Consider the following 17,157-nt stretch of genomic DNA (forward strand, 5'->3'; position numbering starts at 1 on the left):
GGAGAAGCCCGCCGGATGCCCGGCGGGCTTCTTCATGTTCCGGGCCGGCGCGGACGAACAGGCTGGTCACGTACCCGATCGCCGGGTTCCCGCGACCCGCGGCACCCCACCTGGAGCGCCATGTCCGCCGTCACGCTCACCGCCCCGCCGCGGGACCGGTCGAACACCCTCACCCTGACCCGGCCGACCCGTCCGGCCGGTCCTGCCACGGCCCGCGACCCCTACGCCGACGGCATCCGCGCCGTCGGGATCCTGGCCGTCGTGGCCCTGCACTGGCTGATGGTCGAGGCGAGCTGGGACGGGCACCAGCTCGTGATCGGCAACGCGCTCGGCCACGGCTGGGGCTGGCTGCTCACCTGGGCGCAGCCGCTGCCGGTGCTGTTCTTCGCCGCCGGGGTGGCCGCCGCCCACGGCTGGCGCAAGGCGGCCGGTGCCCGCAGCTTCGTCACCAGCCGGGTGCTGGCCATGCTGCCCGCGGTGGCCACCTTCGGGCTGGTCTGGGCCGGGCTGGTGGCGGTGCTGCCCGAACTCGGCCTGCCCTCCGCGGTGGTGCACCAGGTGGCCCGGATCGCCCCGCAGCCGCTGTGGTTCCTGGGCGTGCAGGTGGTGCTGCTGGCGCTGACCCCGGTGCTGGTCCGGGCCGGCCGGCGCTGGGGCTGGCGGGTGCCGGTGGCGGTGGGGGCGGCGGCGCTCGCGGTCGACCTGCTGCGGTTCGGCGCCGGGATCGGCCAGGTGTCGATGGCCAACCTGGTGCTGGTGTGGGCGGTGCCCTACCTGATCGGCTTGCTGGACGCGGACGCCCGCCTGGCCGGTCGCCCCACCGCGCCCCGCCGCTGGGCCCTGGTCGCGGCGGCCGGACTGCTGGCGACCGTGGCGCTGATCGCCGCCGGGCCGTACCCGGTGTCGCTGATCGGGATGCCCGGCGACGCGGTGTCCAATCTGGCCCCGCCGACCGCCCCGGTGCTGACCTTCGCGATCGCCCAGGTGGCGCTCGCGCTGGCACTGCGCCCGCTGTTGGCGGACCGGGCGGCGCGCTCGGCGCTGGTGCGCTGGACCAATGCCCGGTCGATGGGGCTGTACCTGTGGCACCTGACCGCGATGTTCGCGCTGACCGGGCTGCTGATCTTCGGCCTGGGCATCGCGGTACCGGAGCCGTGGACCGCGCAGTGGTGGCTCACCCGGCCGCTGGTCGCCGTGGCCGCCTGGGTACTGCTGCTGATGTTCCTGCGCCTGGACCGGGCGCTGCGCCCGGTGGTGACCCGTGCGATCGACGCCTGGCGCTGACCGGCGACGCAGGTCCCAGGCGTTTCCCAGGAACGGGTGGTCGGCTGGTCGGGTGCTGCACGAGAGACTCGATCCCCGCACCGCCGGCGACGACGACGGCCGTCCGGACACCGGCTGGACGGTGACCCGGGCCGGTCTGCTGGACGTGAACCCGATCGCCCGCCTGATGCAGGCGCACCGCCCGTTCATCGACCTGGACGGCGACGGGCTGCCGGACCCGCTGCCGGACGAGGAACAGGCCGCCCCGGCCACCCGGATGATCCTGAGCCTGGGCGGGTTGGAGCACGGCGAGGTGTGGTGCGCCCGGGACGGCGGCGACGGGCCGGAGGTGGCGGCGGCCGCGGTGTGGATGCCGCCGGACGCCAGCGGCCTGGCAGTGAACCTGCACCGGATGATGGCCCGGGAGCTGGGCGTGCCGGCCGATCCGGCACCGCACGACCCGGGCCTGGCGCCGCTGCCGTCGATCCTGACCGCGACCTCGGAGCTGATCGCGGTGCTGCGCGGGTCCAGCGCACAGCGGGTGCTGATCATGCTCGCCGACGACCGGGAGGGCCCGGACCGGCTGGGCCTGCTCGCCCAACTGCTCGCCCCGGTGATCGCCACCGAGCTGGCCGCGGGCCGGGAGGCGTTCGCGGTGACGCTCGACCCGGGCCAGGTGACCGACCTGACCGCACTCGGCTTCCGGCCGGTGCTCACCGCCGGGCTGGGCGCCGCCGAACTCTGGCTGGGCGCGGTGCACCCGGCGCTCAAGCCGCCGCTGGATCAGCCCGCCACGGCGACGGTGTAGCCCGCCTCGTCCTCGCTGAGGTCGCCGGTCTCGCCCGCCCGCACCGCTCGGCGGCCGAGCACGATCGTGTAGGCCCAGAACCCGGCCAGCGCCACCGCGCCGATCAGGATCTTCAGCCAGGCCGGCAGCGAGGACCCGGTGACGAAGCCCTCGATCATCCCGGAGACGAACAGCGCCAGCACCAGGCCGATCGCCACGGTGATCAGCGCGCGGCCCTCCTCGGCCAGCGCCCGGGCCCGGGGGCGCCCGCCGGGGACGATCCAGGCCCAGCACAGCTTCAGACCGGCCGCTCCCGCGACGAACACGCTGGTCAGCTCCAACATCCCGTGCGGCAGGATCAGGCTGAAGAACACGCCCAGGCTGTCGTGGGTCGCCATCAGGCCGGCCACCGCGCCGATATTGAGCGCGTTGCTGAGCAGGATGTAGGCCGGTCCCACGCCGGTGATCCCGATCCCGATGCACAGCGCCGCGATCCAGGCGTTGTTGGTCCACACCACCCCGGCGAACCCGGCGCCGGGCTGGTAGTACTCGGCGAAGGCGTTCTGCACGTACTCCTGCTGCTGCTCCGGGGTCATCATCGCGTCCAGCACCCCGGGCTCGGTGGCCACCCACCAGGCGCTCACCGCGGCCAGTGCCACGCAGACCACGGTCACCGCGACCGTCCACCACCGGATCCGGTACAGCGCGGCCGGCAGGGCGATCATCAGGAACCGGGTGATGTCCCGCCAGGCCGGTTCGTGCCGGCCGGCGATGGTGGCGCGGGCCCGGGCCAGCGACTGCGACAGCCGGGTCACGGTGTCCGGGTCCGGGGCGGCGGAGCGCACGGTGGACAGGTCGGTGGCCGCCGACTGGTAGAGCCGGATCAGCTCATCGGTCTCCGCCCCCGACAGCCGCGACCGCCGCGCGAGCTGGTCCATCCGGTCCCAGGTGGGCCGGCGCACGGCGAGGAAGGCGTCGATGTCCACGCTGGATACCCTAGGGCCCGGCCCGGGACCGCAGGAGGTACGAATGGCGTTCGACATGCGCGACGGCGTGGTGATCGGCGAGGGCGTGCTGCTGGAGAACCAGCCGACCTCCTTCGTCACCCGGGCGCTCGGCGCGATGATCGACGTCGCCGTGACCGTGCTGGTGTTCCTGGCGGTGATGTTCGCCCTGGCGGTGGCCGGCGGCGGCATCGGGCCGGACGCGGCGCAGATCCTGGCGGTGGTGCTGCTGGTGCTGGCCTTCGTGGTCGTCCCCACCACGGTCGAGACGCTGACCCGGGGCCGGTCGCTGGGCAAGCTCGCGGTGGGCATCCGGATCGTGCGGGACGACGGCGGGCCGGTGCGGTTCCGGCAGGCCCTGGTCCGGGCGCTGGTCGGAGTGCTCGAGCTGTGGCTGACCATGGGGTCGGTGGCGCTGATCACCTCGATCGTGAACCCGCGGGGCAAGCGGCTGGGCGACCTGCTGGCCGGGACCTATGCGATCCGGGTCCGGGGCAAGGTGACCGCCCGGGCGGTGGTGCCGATGCCGCCGCGGCTGGCCGGCTGGGCGGCCGGGGCGGATGTCGGCCGGCTGCCGGACGGGCTGGCGTTGTCGGTGCGGCAGTTCCTGGTCCGGGCGCCGGGGCTGCATCCGGCCTCCCGGCGCGATCTGGGCGGGCGGCTGGCCGACGAGGCACTGCGCCATGTCGCGCCGCCCCCGCCGCCGGGGGTCGGGCCGGAGGAGTTCCTGGCCGCCGTGGTGGCCGCCCGCCGGGACCGGGACTACCGGGTGCTGGTCCGCGCCGGGGCGGGGGAGCAGCGGGACGGCAACCGGTTGCGCCGGCTGCCGTTCGGGATCGACGACCCGGAGAACTGAGCTCAGTCGTCGGCGATCCGGTGCAGCAGCCGGAACAGCTCGGTCCGCTCGTCCTCGGTGAGCCGGGACAGCAGCTCGTCCGCCCGGCGCCGGCGCTCGGCGTCCGCGGTGGCGAGCACCTGGCGGCCCTGATCGGTGAGTGCCACCAGGGTGGCCCGGCGGTCGGTGGGATCGGGGCGCCGCTCGACCAGCCCGGCGTCCTCCAGGTCGTCCACCAGTGAGGTGATCGAGCGCGGGACCACGTCCAGCCAGCCGGCGAGGGTGGCCTGGCGCTGGGGTTCGCCGGCCCGGGCCAGTACCCGCAGCATCCGGTGCCGGGCCGGGGTCAGCTCCACCGGGGCGAGCTGGTCGCGCACCTCACGGCGCATCCGGCGCAGCGTGGTCCGCAGCAGCCAGAACAGCTCGTCGGCGGGCAGGGGGTCGTGATCGTGCTCACGCATGGGAACAGAATAGCGAGTCCTCAACATTGAGAGGTAGGCTCACTAATAGTTCACCGAGCCCGACCCACCCGTGCCACGAACGAAAGGCACTCCATGACGATGCACTCCTCCGGACGCGGCGCCGGTTCGCCCGCGATGTACCGCTCCTTCCGGCTCGACCCCTCGGTCACCCAGCGCAAGCTCAGCCGGGACGTGCTGCGCCGCATCCTCACCTTCGCCCGGCCCTACCGCGGCACCATCGCGATCTTCCTCGCGCTGGTCGCCGTGGACGCCGGGATCGGCGCCGCCACCCCGCTGCTGTTCCAGCGGATCATCGACCGCGGCATCACGCCCGGCCGCACGAACGTCGTGATCGGCCTGGCCGCGGTGGTCGCGGTGCTGGCGATCGTCTCCGCCGGCCTCGCGCTCGCCTCCCGCTGGCTGTCCGCCCGGATCGGCGAGGGGCTGATCCTCGACCTGCGCACCCAGGTCTTCGACCAAGTGCAGCGGATGCCGCTGGCCTTCTTCTCCCGCACCCAGACCGGCGCCCTGGTGCAGCGGCTGAACGGCGACGTGCTCGGGGCGCAGCAGGCCTTCACCTCCACGCTGTCCAACGTGGTGTCCAACCTGCTCACCGTGATCCTGGTGATCGCCGCGATGCTCTCGCTGTCCTGGCAGATCACCCTGGTCTCCCTGGTGCTGCTGCCGGTGTTCGTGCTGCCGGTGCGCGCGATGGGCCGCCGGCTGGCCGCGGTCACCCAGGAGAGCTACCAGCTGAACGCGGTGATGGGGCAGACCATGACCGAGCGGTTCAACGTGGCCGGCGCCCAGTTGGTCAAGCTCTACGGCCGCGCCGACGACGAGACCCGGGTGTTCTCCGAGCGGGCTGCCCGGGTCCGGGACATCGGGATCACCAGCGCGCTGTACTCGGCGGTGTTCCGGATCGGCCTGACCCTGATCGCCGCGGTGGCCGTGGCGATCGTCTACGGCCTGGGCGGCGTGCTGGCGATCCGCGGCTCGCTCACCGTCGGGGTGGTCGTCGCGCTGACCAGCTACCTGACCCGGCTCTACGGCCCGATCACGGCGCTGTCCAACGTCCAGGTCGACATCATGACCACCCTGGTCAGCTTCGAGCGGGTGATCGAGGTGCTCGACCTCAAGCCCACGGTCGCGGACAAGCCGGACGCCCGCCCGCTCGGCGACATCGCCGCCACCGCCACCGTCGAGCTGGACCACGTCGACTTCCACTACCCGGCCGCGTCCGAGGTCTCGCTCGCCTCGCTGGAATCGGTCGCCCGGTTGCAGACCGAACTGCCGGGCCAGACCCTGCACGACGTCAGCTTCACCGTCCCGCACGGGCACCTGGTGGCGCTGGTCGGCCCCTCCGGCGCGGGCAAGACCACCGTCACCCAGCTGGTGTCCCGGATGTACGACGTCACCGGCGGTGCGGTGCGGGTGGCCGGCCAGGACGTCCGGGACGTCACCGGCGACAGCCTGCGGGACGCGATCGGCGTGGTCAGCCAGGACGCGCACATGTTCCACGACACCATCCGGGCCAACCTGGAGTACGCCAAGCCCGGGGCCACCGACGCGGAGCTGGAGCAGGCGCTGCGCCGGGCCCAGATCTGGGACCTGGTCAGCCGGCTGCCCGACGGCGTGGACACGGTGGTGGGGGACCGCGGCTACCGGCTGTCCGGCGGTGAGCGGCAGCGGCTGGCCATCGCGCGGCTGCTGCTCAAGGCCCCACCGATCGTGATCCTGGACGAGGCGACCGCCCACCTGGACTCCGAGTCCGAGGCCGCGGTGCAGCGGGCACTGTCCGAGGCGCTGGTCGGCCGGACCGCCCTGGTGATCGCCCACCGGCTGTCCACCGTCCGCGACGCCGACAGCATCGTGGTGCTGGACCAGGGCCGGGTCGTCGAGCAGGGCACCCACCCCGACCTGCTCGCCGCCGGCGGGCTGTACGCCGAGCTCTACCGCACCCAGTACGCCGCCGCCGCCCAGGCCTGACCCGCTCCGGCCCCGCTCCGGCCCCGCTCTGCCCGGCTCCAGTCCCGCCCCGGCCCCGCGCCGGCGGCCGAGTTCGGCACAACCGCCGCGAAGTCGTCAGCCCCGCTGACGACCTGGGCGCAGGTGCACCGAACTCGGCGCCGGGCCCGGGCGCTGGGTGCCGGGTGACTGCCGGGCCCGGGCCCGGGCGCCGGGGGACTACAGCCGGCCGGCGGCCTTGAGGGCCAGGTACGTGTCGGCCAGCCGGGGGGCCAGGTCGTCCGGCAGCGCGTCGACCACCTCGACCCCGCGGCCGCGCAGCAGGGCGGCGACCGCCGAGCGTTCCAGCTCGGTGCGCTCGGCGGCGGCCGCGGCCATCAGGTCGCCGCGGTCGGCGCGCAGGTGTTCCACCTCCGGGTCGCGCACCCCGGCCAGCACCACCTGGTGCCGGGCGGTGAGCTGGTCGACCACGCCGAGCAGCCCGGCCTCCACCGCGGCCGGTTCGAGCGCGGACAGCAGCACCACCAGCCCGCGCCGGCTCAGCCGCTCGGTGACCTGGCCGACCACCCCCGGCCAGTCGGTCTCCACCAGCGCGGGCTCCACCCCGGCCAGTGCCTCGGCCATCGCGGGCATCAGCCGGGCCCCGGCCGCCCCCGCCACCCGCGCGCGCAGCACCCGGTCGTAGGCGACCAGCTCCACCCGGTCCCCGGCCCGGCCGGCCAGGGCGGCGAGCAGCAGCGCCGCCTCGATCTGGGCGTCCAGTCGCGGGGCGTCACCCACCCGGGCGGCCGAGGTCCGGGAGGTGTCCAGCACCAGCAGCACCCGCCGGTCGCGCTCCGGCCGCCAGGTCCGCACCACCACGTCCGCGCGGCGCGCACTGGCCCGCCAGTCGATCGAGCGCACGTCATCGCCGACCACGTACTCCCGCAGCGAGTCGAACTCGGTTCCCTGCCCGCGCACCTGCACCGCGGCCCGGCCGTCCATCTCGCGCAGCCGGGCCAGCCGGCTGGGCAGGTGGCGCCGGGAGGCGAACTCCGGCAGCACCCGCAGTTCCCCGGGCACGGTCAGCGACACCTGGCGACCGGCCAGCCCGAGCGGCCCGGCGGTGCGGATCGTCACCCGGTCGGCGGGCAGCGTGCCCCGCCGGGTGGGCTGCAGGGCCGTGCGCACCCGGGTGGACTCGCCGGGCGGCAGCGACACCAGGTGCCGGTTGGCCTCCGCCCCGGCGGACGGTGGCCAGGCGTCGCGGACCAGGGCGCGCAGCCGTCGCCGGCCGGTGTGGGTGAGCAGCAACCGGGACTGGCTGTCCTGGTGCAGCCGCACGCTGCCGGTGGGGGCCTCCCGGCGCACCGCGACCAGCCGGGGCGAGGCCGCCAGCGCCGCGTCCAGCACGCACAGCGCCAGCACCAGCAGCCCCCAGGCCAGCACGGTGCCCGGCGCCGGGAACAGCAGCACCGGCACCACGCCCACCGCGGTGAGCACCACCGCGCGCCAGGTCAGCGCCATCTCAGCGCGGCACCGGCACCGAGGCGAGCACGCTGTCCAGCACCGACTCGGCGGTGACGCCCTCCAGCTCGGCCTCCGGGCGCAGCTGCACCCGGTGCCGCAGGGTTGGGTGGGCCAGCGCCTTCACGTCGTCCGGGGTGACGAAGCCGCGTCCGGACAGCCAGGCCCAGGCCCGGGCGGTGGCCAGCAGCGCGGTGGCGCCACGCGGGGAGACCCCCAGCGACAGCGACGGCGACTGCCGGGTCGCCCGCACCACGTCCACCAGGTAGCCCAGCACCTCGGGGGCCACCTGCACCCGGGCCACCTCGGCCCGTGCCCGGTCCAGCAGTGCCGCGTCGGCCACCGGGCGGACCCCGGCGGCGGTCAGGTCGCGCGGGTCGAAGCCGGCCGCATGCCGGGCCAGCACCTCGATCTCCTCCGCGCGCTGCGGCAGCGGCAGGGTCAGCTTCAGCAGGAACCGGTCCAGCTGGGCCTCGGGCAGCGGGTAGGTGCCCTCGTACTCGACCGGGTTCTGGGTGGCGATCACCACGAACGGCTCCGGCAGCGGCCGCGGGGTGCCGTCCACCGACACCTGCCGCTCCTCCATCGCCTCCAGCAGGGCGGCCTGGGTCTTGGGCGGGGTGCGGTTGATCTCGTCCGCCAGCATCAGGTTGGTGAACACCGGGCCCGCGCGGAAGGAGAACTCGGCGGTGCGCGCGTCGTAGACCAGCGAGCCGGTGATGTCGCCGGGCATCAGATCCGGGGTGAACTGCACCCGGGTGGTGTCCAGGGCCAGCGCGGTGGACAGGGTGCGCACCAGCAGGGTCTTGGCCACGCCGGGCACACCCTCCAACAGCACGTGGCCGCGGCAGAGCAGGGCGATCACCAGGCCGGTGACGGCGGCGTCCTGGCCGACCACGGCGCGGCCGACCTCGGCGCGCAGGGCGGTCAGCGACTCCCGCAGGTCGGGGGTGGGGGTGGGCAGTTCGCTCACGGGTGGTGAACCTCGCTCTCCATCTCGTCCAGCTGGTGGGCCAGGGCACGCAGGCCCGGTTCGTCGGTGGGCGGCGGCCCGTAGAGCAGCGCGCCGATGGTGGGTTCGTCCCGGCCGGTGGCGCGGGCGATCGCGGCGATCAGCGCGGCGGGGGCGGCGGACTGCGGCAGGCCCAGCCGCCGCGCACACCGGTCGGCGGCCCCGGCGCGCAGGGCGGCGGCGGCATGACCGTAGGAGCGACCGCGGCGGTAGAGCCGCGCGCGGCCCCGGGTGGTCTCGGCGGCCCGGACCACCACCGGCAGCCGCTCGGCGACCACCGGGCCGAGCCGGCGACCGCGCCACAGGGCCAGCGTCAGCAGCACCAGCAGCGCCAGCCAGCCGAGCGGCACCGCCTGGGGTGGCAGCAACTGGCTCAGCCCGCCGGCCCCGGGCTCACCGAGGTCGCCGGAGTCGGTCGCCGACGGGACGTACCAGACCAGGTGGTCGTGCCGGCCGAGCACCCGCAGGGCCAGCGCCGCATTGCCCTCGTCGGTGACCCGGGCGTTGCTGAACAGCAGGGGGTCGCCGATCAGGTCCACCCGGCGCCCGCCGGTCTCCAGCGTGCCGTAGGCATAGGCCCCCGACCCGACCGGGAAGCACAGCGTCACCCCGCGGTCGCCGGTGACGCCGTCCACCTCCGCGGCGGTCCGCACCGCACCGGCCGCCCGGGCATCCGGATCGCCGCACTGCGCGGTACGCCGGGCCGCGTCGCCGGCGGACCAGTAGCCGAAGCCGGCCCGGCCCTCGGTCACCGCGGCGGCCAGCGTGTGCGCGTCCAGCAGCACCAGGTCCGCCGCGGACCCGGCCAGTGCCGACACCTGATCGGTGTCCAGGTAGTCGTCCGAGGTGACCAGCAGGGTGCGGCCCTCCCCGGCCGCCCGCAGCGCCTCGGCGGTGGTCCGGACGTACTCGACCTGCACCCCCTGGTCGCCCAGCACCTCGGCCACCGCCCGCGCTCCGTCGTCGCCCGGGTTGTCCGGGGCGAGCGGGGTGCCGGAGGTGCGCGGCTCGGGCAGCAGCGCCGCCAGCCCGGCCAGCAGCACCACCCCGGCGGCCACCAGCACCCAGCGCCAGCGCCGCCAGCGGGAGGCCGCCCGGCCCGCGGCGGTGGTGCCGTCGCCGATCACGGTGGTGGCGCTCATCGCAGACTCACCCGGGCCCGGTCCACCGCGCGGTCCAGCTCGCGCAGCGCGGCATCGTCCTCGGGGCGGGCGTCGTGGTGGCCGTAGACCACCCCGTCGAACAGCTCGCTCGCCCGGTACAGGCCCTCGGCGTGCTCGGGCAGCCGCAGCGCCGCCGCCTGCGCGGCCTCCCGGGCGGTCCGGCCCGGACGCTCGTCCAGCACTGCCCGGTCCTCCAATGCGCGCACCAACGCCCGGAAGCGCTCGGCCACGGCGGTCGCCCAGTCACCGGCAGCGGCGGCGGCGTTCGCGGCCGCGCGCAGGTCCTCGGCGTCCCGGATGTCGTCGTCGGCCAGCACCCGGGCCGAGCGCTGCGCCCGCGGACCGCCCCGCCGGACCGGCCCGGCCACCCAGAACGCCACCAGGGCGATCAGGGCGACCAGCAGCAGGATCAGCAGCAGCCACCACGGCCCGCCCGCGCCACCGACCGGCACCGAGCCGAACAGGTCGGACAGCCAGTCCCAGAACCGTTGCAGCAGGCTCTCGCGCTCCTGGTACACCGGGTCGGCGAGCTCACGCTCCAGCCACTGCCGGGCCTGGTCGGCGTCGGGGACGACAGGGACGTCGAGGCGCACGGCTCAGCCCTGGGCCGCCGCCCGGGCCAGCTCGACGTCCAGCCCCTCGGTGCGCATCCGCGCGTCGATGTAGGCCAGGGCGTAGGCGCCGGCGGCGAACACCGTCGTCAGCGTCGTGGCGATCACGTCGCCCACCGAGGTGATCGCCACCGCGGTGAAGCCGGTCAGCGTCTGGTCCTGGGTGATCAGCATCGCGATCAGCTGGACCGGCGTGGCGATGATCCCGGCCACGATCATGCTGGCGATCGTCACCAGCACGTACAGCCCGGTCAGCCGCCAGAACCCGCCACGGGTCAGCCGCCAGCCGCGCACCACGGTGGCCCAGAACGCGCCGCCCTCCAGCATCAGCCCGGCCGGCACCAGCAGGGTGCGCACCCCGAACCACAGCGCGGCCGCCAGGAACAGCAGCCCGCCCAGCAGCCCGAGCAGCACCGCCCCGGCAGCGCTGGACTGCCCGACCAGCACGACCAGTCCGATCAGCGCCGCGCCCCCCAGCACGGCGACCAGCACGGTGAGCGCCGCGAAGCCGACCACCCGGGCCAGCCGCCCGCCCTGGCCGCGGAACACCTCTCCGGGGCTGACGACCCGGCCGAGCACGGACTGGCTGACCGAGCGGATCAGCACACCGGTGATGATCTGGGTGAACACCAGCGACACCGGCAGCGAGAACACGGTGGCGTAGACCGGGCCGATCAGGGACGCGATGTCGTCGGCCCCCGCGGTGCCCAGGTCGGAGTAGACGTCGCGGATCAGGTCGGTGGTGAACGGCGAGGTGTACCAGGTGATCACCGCGGAGATCAGCACCGAGATCGCCACCCCCACCACGGTGACGCCGAACATCACCTTGGGGTTGTGCCGCACCGCCCGGAACGCGCCGTCGATGATCTCCCACACGCTCAGCGGCCGCAGCGGCACGATGCCGGGCTGGGCGGCCATCGGCCGGAACTGCTGCACCGGCGGTGCCGTCGGCGGGTGCTGGCCCGGCGGCGTCGGGCCCGGCTGTGCACCGGGCTGCCGGTAACCGAGCGGCTGGTCCGCGCCCCACCCCGGTGCCGCGCCCCAGCCCTGGCCCGGCGGCGCCGGCGGGGGAGTGCTGCCACCGGGCGGCTGCCAGCCGGCGGGCGCGTACTGGCCGTAGCGAGGCTCGGGCCGGTCCGCGCCGGAGTCGGGCTGGTCCTGCTCCGACGGGGTGGTCATCGGTGCTCCTGGGTCTCGGCGTCACGACTGGGCGACATCGTGCCACGCCGGGGCGGGCATGCAGGTGATCGCCCGGGGGTGCTGCGACCCGTCCGGTGCGGTGAATGCCATGATGTCGGGATGAAGGGACGCGTTCTGGTGGTCGACGACGACACGGCACTGGCCGAGATGATCGGCATCGTGCTGCGGTCGGAGGGGTTCGAACCGGTCTTCTGCGCCGACGGCGACGAGGCCCTGGAGGCATTCCGGAGCAGCCAGCCCGACCTGGTGCTGCTCGATCTGATGCTGCCCGGCCGGGACGGCACCGAGGTGTGCCGGCTGATCCGCGCCGAGTCCGGGGTGCCGATCGTCATGCTCACCGCGAAGGCCGACACGGTGGACGTGGTGCTCGGGCTGGAGTCCGGGGCGGACGACTACATCTCCAAGCCGTTCAAGCCGAAGGAGCTGATCGCCCGGGTCCGCGCCCGGATGCGCCGCTCCGAGGAGCCCGCCCCCGAACACCTGCGGATCGGCGACCTGTCCATCGACGTCACCGGCCACCGGGTCACCCGGGACGGGGTGGTCATCTCGCTCACCCCGCTGGAGTTCGACCTGCTGGTCGCCCTGGCGCGCAAGCCCTGGCAGGTGTTCACCCGTGAGGTGCTGCTGGAGCAGGTCTGGGGCTACCGGCACGCCGCGGACACCCGGCTGGTGAACGTCCACGTCCAGCGGCTGCGGTCCAAGATCGAGGCCGACCCGGAGCGCCCGGAGATCGTCGTGACCGTGCGCGGCGTCGGGTACAAGGCGGGGCCGACCCCGGCCTCATGAACCGATGAACCGCCTGGCCCGCACCTGGCGCCTGGTCACCGTCCGCGCCGCCCGGCGACTGCGGCACCTGACCCGGGCCTGGCGCGGCTCCCTGCAGCTGCGGGTGCTCACCCTCACCCTCACCGGCGGCCTGGTCGCCCTCGCCGTGCTCGGCGGCTACCTGTCGGTGTCGGTGCGCGACGGGCTGTTCACCCAGCGGGTCGATCAGGTGCTGGCGGAGAGTGCCCGGGCGGCCGCCCAGGCGCAGGAGACCTTCGACGCCTCCACCGCCACCACCGCCCCGGAGGTGCAGCAGCTGCTGAACGACACCGTGCGCGGGCTGCGGGCCGGCGGCTCCGGTGAGCGTGAGGTGTCGGTGCTGCGCACCAGCGGCCAGCAGCAGCCGATCCTGGTGACCGGCGCGTCCACCGACGCCACGATGGTGGCCCTGGTGTCCGCCGAACTGCGCAACGACACCGCCGAGGGCGACGGCCAGCGCTGGCAGTCGGTGGGCTGGCCGACCGACAGCGGGGTCGAGCCCGCCGTCATGGTCGGGCAGATCGTCACCGTCCCGGCCGCCGGCACCTACGAGCTGTATCTGCTCTACAGCCTGCAGGCCGAACAGGAGCAGCTCAGCTTCCTGCAGGGCGTGCTGGCGATCGGCGCCGGCGTGCTGGTCGCGATCCTGGTCGCGATGACCTGGTTCGTCACCCGGCAGGCGGTGCGCCCGGTGCAGCAGGCAGCCGAGACCGCCGAACAGATCGCCGACGGCGACCTCACCCGGCGGATGGCGGTGCGCGGCGAGGACGAGATGGCCCGGCTCGGCCGCTCGTTCAACGCGATGACCGACACCCTGCAGGACCAGATCCTGCGGATGGAACACCTGTCCGCGATGCAGCGCCGGTTCGTCTCCGACGTCTCGCACGAGCTGCGCACCCCGCTGACCACGGTGCGGATGGCCGGCTCGATGATCTACGACGCGCGCGAGGACCTGGACCCGGTGCTGCGCCGCTCCGCCGAACTGATGCAGACCCAGCTCGACCGGTTCGAGGACCTGCTCGCCGACCTGCTGGAGATCAGCCGCTTCGACGCCGGCGCCGCGATGCTGGACGTCGAGGCCCGGGACGTGCGGGACGTGGTCGCGGCGGCGGTGGACCAGGCGGTGCCGCTGGCCGAGCGCAAGGGTTCGTGGCTGAGCGTGTTGGAGCCGGAGTCGCCGTGCGTGGCCGACATCGACCCCCGCCGGGTGGAACGGGTGCTGCGCAACCTGCTGGTCAATGCGATCGAGCACGCCGAGGGCACCGACATCCGGGTCACCGTCGCCGCCGACGCCCGGGCGGTGGCGGTCACGGTCCGCGACCACGGCGTGGGCATGACCCGGGACGAGGCGGATCACGTCTTCGACCGGTTCTGGCGCGCCGACCCCGCCCGGGCCCGGACCACCGGCGGCACCGGCCTGGGCCTGGCGATCTCGCTGGAGGACGCGCACCTGCACGGCGGCTGGCTGGAGGCGTGGGGCCATCCGGGTCACGGCGCCCAGTTCCGCCTCACCCTGCCGCTGCGGGCCGGGATCACCCTGACCGGGTCGCCGCTGCCCTTGCAGCCGGAGGACGACCCGGTCGACGATGCTCCCGCGGACGACGGTGCCACCCGGGACGGCTCGGACCCGGCCGCGCTGCCGGACCTGCCCGCGGTCACCGGGTCGATGGAGATCGTCGAACGCGCCCGTGCCGCCCAGGCGCTGCGGGACGCCCAGATCCGCGCCGAGGCGGCCGCCGAACGCGCCGCCCACCACCAGGACGGAGCCGAGTCGTGACCCGACGGATCAGCCTGCTGCTCGTGCTGCTGCTGACGCTCGCGGGCTGCGCCGCCATGCCCACCTCCGGGCCGGTCGGCACCGGTGTGGTCGGCGACACCGAGCAGGAGTCGGTGGAGCCGCTGGGCGACCCGCCGCCGCAGGACGGCACCCCGGAGGACATCGTGCGCGGCTTCCTCGGGGCCAGCGCGGCGGGCTTCTCCCGCAGCTCCGGCGGCGAGAACGACGACTTCCGCAACGCCCGCGAGTACCTGTCCGGCGAGACCCGGCGGTCGTGGACGCCCCGGGAGCGGGTGGTGGTCTACCCGACCGCCTCCAGCCCGCAGCTGCGGCTGGACGGGTCCCAGGTGCAGGTCACGGTGAAGGTCGCCGCCCGGATCGACGCCGACGGGCGCTACGCCCAGGCCGGTCCCAGCGCCGAGGAGACCCTGGTGTTCGGCATGGTGCAGGACTCCGAGGGCCAGTGGCGGATCTCCGCCCTCGACGACGGCGTCGTGCTCTCCGAACCCAACTTCGAGGCGATCTACCGCTCGTCCACGCTGTACTTCCTTTCCCAGGACGGGACGTTCCTGGTGCCGGAGACCCGCTGGTTCCCGCTGCGCAACCTGGCCACCTCCATCGTCCGCGCCCTGCTGGCCGGGCCCTCGCCCTGGCTGCGCGATGCGGTCCGCACCGCCATCCCCGAGGGCGCCAGCCTGCAACCGGACGCGGTGTCCGTGGACTCCGACGGCGTCGCGACGGTCAGCCTGGCGGCCGGCGGACTGCCCACCGAACCCGGCGACCGCAGCCTGATGCAGGCCCAGCTGGAGGCCTCGCTCAAGGTGGCCCGGGTCCGCACCGTCGAGGTCTCCGCCGACGGGGTCGCGATGGACCCGGACCCCATCACGCTGGACCGCGGGCAGGACCCCGGTGGTGCGCTGGAGGCCGTGCAGGGCGGCGACACCCTGGTCCAGCTCAGTCACGGCGAGTTCGTCCCGGTCGACGGGGTGGACTCGCTGGCCGGCCTCGACCTGCGCTCACCCGCCCGACAGCCCGGCGGGGACCTGCGGGTCGGACTGTCCGGCGCGAACAAGCTGATCACCCTGCCGGCCGGCGACCAGGACCAGCGCACCCTGCTCAGCTCCGGCTCCGCGCTGGTCGCGCCCTCGGTCGACCGGATCGGCTGGGCCTGGACCGCCGAGGAGGGCGGCGACGCGCTGATCGCCGTCGACAGCGGTGGCGACGACGTCCGGATCGAGGCGGACTGGCTGGTCGACCGGGAGATCCGCTCGCTCCGGGTGGCCCGGGACGCCAGCCGGCTGGCCGTGGTCTCCGACGGCCCGGACGGTGTCCGGATCGACGTGGTCGCCGTGGTCCGGGACGACTCCGGCACCCCGCAGTCGGTCGGACCCGCCCAGCGGGTCGGCGCCTCCCTGATCGACGCCAGCCGGGTGGTCTGGGTGGACGAGTCCTCGCTCGGTGTCCTCGGCATCTCCGGCTCGGTGACCACGGAGGTCTACCACCTGGTCCCGCTGGCCGGTGCCAGTGAGGCCCGTGGCGCGATCGCCGACCCGGTGGACATCGCGGGCGGCAAGGGCGACAGCGTCGTCTACCTGAGCAACGACGACGACCAGATCTACTCCCGGTCCGGGCCCAGCTGGGTCGCCGTGGCCGACGACGTGCGGTACCCGTCCTTCGCCGGGTGACCTGTCCACAGCCCCGCTGAGGTGGGCGTGGTCCCCAGGCCGGGTTCGGCGGGCTGCCGCGGGCTGGTGCGGCGGCGGATCGTGGCCGGATGCGCACAGAGCAGATGCCGGGCGGGGAGCCGTCCTGCGCGACCAGCCGGGACGTCCCGCGCAGGACCGGGCCGGTGGCCGACCTGCTCGACCTGCTGCTGCCCGCCACCTGCGCCTCCTGCGAGCTGCCCGGCCCGGTGCTGTGCGCGGACTGCGCCGCCGGTTGGCTACCGGCCCCGCGGCGGTGCGAGGAGGAAGCCGGCCGCCTGGACCGCCTGGACGGCCACGGCCCGCTCCCGGTCTGGACCCAGGCGATCTACCAGGGCGCGGTCCGCCGCACCGTCCTGGCGTGGAAGGACCGGGGGCGGATGGAGCTCACCGGCTGGCTGGCCCGGCGCACCGGCAACGCCGCAGCCGCGGTGGCGGGGGAGTTGGCCGCGCTGGCGGCGGCTGTGCCCGCGGCGCGTGCTGTGCACGCGGGGCGCGGGGTGCCCGCCGTGCCGGCCGCGCCCGCCTTGGGCACCGTGCCGGCTGTGCCAGCCCGGCCGCTTCTGGTCGTCCCGGCCCCGCCCTCTGCCGCCGGCCGCCGCAAGCGGGGCGAGGACCTGCTCCGCCCGGTCGCCGCCGCGGTCGCCGCTGCCCTGACCGCGTGCGGGCTCCCGGCCCGCGCGGCGCCCTGTCTGCGCACCGCCCGCGGGCACCGCGATCAGGTGGGCCGTGGCCGCCGCGGACGGGGCCTGGCGCTCGACGGCGGCGTGGCGTTGCACCGGTCCGCCGGACGGGATCCGGCGTTCGCCACCGGCGGTCATCCGGTGCTGCTGATCGACGACGTGCTCACCACCGGCGCCACCCTCGCCGCCTGCCGCGAGATCCTCGATCGCGCCGGTCAGCGCGTCGTGGCGGCGCTGACCCTCGCGGCGACACCGGCACCTACTCACAGCGTGCACAAAGTGGAACCGAGAGCCGCTCCGGGATAGCGTGGTGTCTCGGACATCGACCGGCGTAGCGGTCGGCGATGTGGGTTCTCCGCGGTGCGCCGCGCGAGGAGGTG

At 74.9% G+C, this 17,157-nt stretch carries 15 protein-coding genes; 8 read left to right on the plus strand and 7 right to left on the minus strand.

The features are described from left to right. The first annotated feature begins 120 nt into the window (after nucleotides 1–120). Together HGA03_RS07700 and HGA03_RS07705 are read left to right on the plus strand one after the other, a co-directional pair. On the plus strand, nucleotides 121–1,284 hold the full coding sequence (locus HGA03_RS07700; RefSeq protein WP_168629673.1) for an acyltransferase family protein: 1,164 nt from the start codon (nucleotides 121–123) through the stop codon (nucleotides 1,282–1,284). A gap of 52 nt (nucleotides 1,285–1,336) precedes the next feature. Continuing rightward, nucleotides 1,337–2,071, plus strand: a complete 735-nt coding sequence (locus tag HGA03_RS07705; RefSeq protein WP_168629674.1) for a hypothetical protein — start codon at nucleotides 1,337–1,339, stop codon at nucleotides 2,069–2,071. On the opposite strand, the gene HGA03_RS07710 is transcribed toward HGA03_RS07705, so the two are convergent. Continuing rightward, entirely contained in the window at nucleotides 2,047–3,036 is a 990-nt protein-coding gene (locus tag HGA03_RS07710) for a stage II sporulation protein M (protein ID WP_168629675.1), read from the minus strand. The genes HGA03_RS07705 and HGA03_RS07710 overlap by 25 nt on opposite strands. Before the next feature lie 43 nt (nucleotides 3,037–3,079). Here HGA03_RS07710 and HGA03_RS07715 point away from each other — a divergent pair, with 43 nt between their 5' ends. Continuing rightward, nucleotides 3,080–3,910, plus strand: a complete 831-nt coding sequence (locus HGA03_RS07715) for an RDD family protein (RefSeq protein ID WP_168629676.1) — start codon at nucleotides 3,080–3,082, stop codon at nucleotides 3,908–3,910. Between the two features lie 2 nt (nucleotides 3,911–3,912). On the opposite strand, the gene HGA03_RS07720 is transcribed toward HGA03_RS07715, so the two are convergent. Then, nucleotides 3,913–4,350: a MarR family winged helix-turn-helix transcriptional regulator gene (locus tag HGA03_RS07720; protein ID WP_168629677.1), complete on the minus strand. Its 438-nt coding sequence runs from the start codon at nucleotides 4,348–4,350 to the stop codon at nucleotides 3,913–3,915. Nucleotides 4,351–4,443: 93 nt separating this feature from the next. Here HGA03_RS07720 and HGA03_RS07725 point away from each other — a divergent pair, with 93 nt between their 5' ends. After that, nucleotides 4,444–6,339, plus strand: coding sequence for an ABC transporter ATP-binding protein (locus tag HGA03_RS07725; protein ID WP_168629678.1), 1,896 nt, complete (start codon nucleotides 4,444–4,446; stop codon nucleotides 6,337–6,339). 198 nt (nucleotides 6,340–6,537) lie between these two features. On the opposite strand, the gene HGA03_RS07730 is transcribed toward HGA03_RS07725, so the two are convergent. The 5 genes from HGA03_RS07730 to HGA03_RS07750 are packed head-to-tail and all read right to left on the minus strand — an operon-like array spanning nucleotide 6,538 to nucleotide 11,789. Next, a complete protein-coding gene (locus tag HGA03_RS07730; RefSeq protein WP_168629679.1) occupies nucleotides 6,538–7,824 on the minus strand; it encodes a DUF58 domain-containing protein in 1,287 nt (428 codons plus the stop codon). A 1-nt stretch (nucleotide 7,825) separates the two neighbouring features. Continuing rightward, the gene (locus HGA03_RS07735) at nucleotides 7,826–8,797 is read right to left on the minus strand and encodes an AAA family ATPase (RefSeq protein WP_168629680.1); all 972 of its coding nucleotides are present in this window, start codon (nucleotides 8,795–8,797) and stop codon (nucleotides 7,826–7,828) included. After that, nucleotides 8,794–9,978, minus strand: a complete 1,185-nt coding sequence (locus tag HGA03_RS07740; RefSeq protein WP_168629681.1) for a DUF4350 domain-containing protein — start codon at nucleotides 9,976–9,978, stop codon at nucleotides 8,794–8,796. Before HGA03_RS07740 ends, HGA03_RS07735 begins: the two co-directional genes overlap by 4 nt. Continuing rightward, nucleotides 9,975–10,592 carry a DUF4129 domain-containing protein gene (locus HGA03_RS07745; protein ID WP_168629682.1) on the minus strand — a complete coding sequence of 206 codons (618 nt, stop codon included), beginning with the start codon at nucleotides 10,590–10,592 and terminating at the stop codon, nucleotides 9,975–9,977. Before HGA03_RS07745 ends, HGA03_RS07740 begins: the two co-directional genes overlap by 4 nt. 3 nt (nucleotides 10,593–10,595) lie before the next feature. Beyond that, complete coding sequence (locus HGA03_RS07750) at nucleotides 10,596–11,789, minus strand: proline-rich domain-containing protein (protein ID WP_168629683.1); 1,194 nt, start codon at nucleotides 11,787–11,789, stop codon at nucleotides 10,596–10,598. Between the two features lie 120 nt (nucleotides 11,790–11,909). Between HGA03_RS07750 and mtrA the strand changes: the two genes are divergently transcribed. The 4 genes from mtrA (at nucleotide 11,910) to HGA03_RS07770 (ending at nucleotide 17,083) form a co-directional block, all read left to right on the plus strand. Then, nucleotides 11,910–12,596, plus strand: coding sequence for an MtrAB system response regulator MtrA (gene mtrA, locus HGA03_RS07755; protein WP_168629684.1), 687 nt, complete (start codon nucleotides 11,910–11,912; stop codon nucleotides 12,594–12,596). Between the two features lie 4 nt (nucleotides 12,597–12,600). Next, the gene (gene mtrB, locus HGA03_RS07760) at nucleotides 12,601–14,391 is read left to right on the plus strand and encodes an MtrAB system histidine kinase MtrB (RefSeq protein WP_168629685.1); all 1,791 of its coding nucleotides are present in this window, start codon (nucleotides 12,601–12,603) and stop codon (nucleotides 14,389–14,391) included. Then, nucleotides 14,388–16,076, plus strand: a complete 1,689-nt coding sequence (locus tag HGA03_RS07765; protein WP_168629686.1) for an LpqB family beta-propeller domain-containing protein — start codon at nucleotides 14,388–14,390, stop codon at nucleotides 16,074–16,076. Before mtrB ends, HGA03_RS07765 begins: the two co-directional genes overlap by 4 nt. An 89-nt stretch (nucleotides 16,077–16,165) precedes the next feature. Then, nucleotides 16,166–17,083, plus strand: coding sequence for a ComF family protein (locus tag HGA03_RS07770; protein ID WP_168629687.1), 918 nt, complete (start codon nucleotides 16,166–16,168; stop codon nucleotides 17,081–17,083). Nucleotides 17,084–17,157 lie beyond the last annotated feature (74 nt).

The organism is Cellulomonas denverensis (assembly GCF_012396125.1).
In the GTDB taxonomy this organism is placed as follows: domain Bacteria; phylum Actinomycetota; class Actinomycetes; order Actinomycetales; family Cellulomonadaceae; genus Cellulomonas; species Cellulomonas denverensis.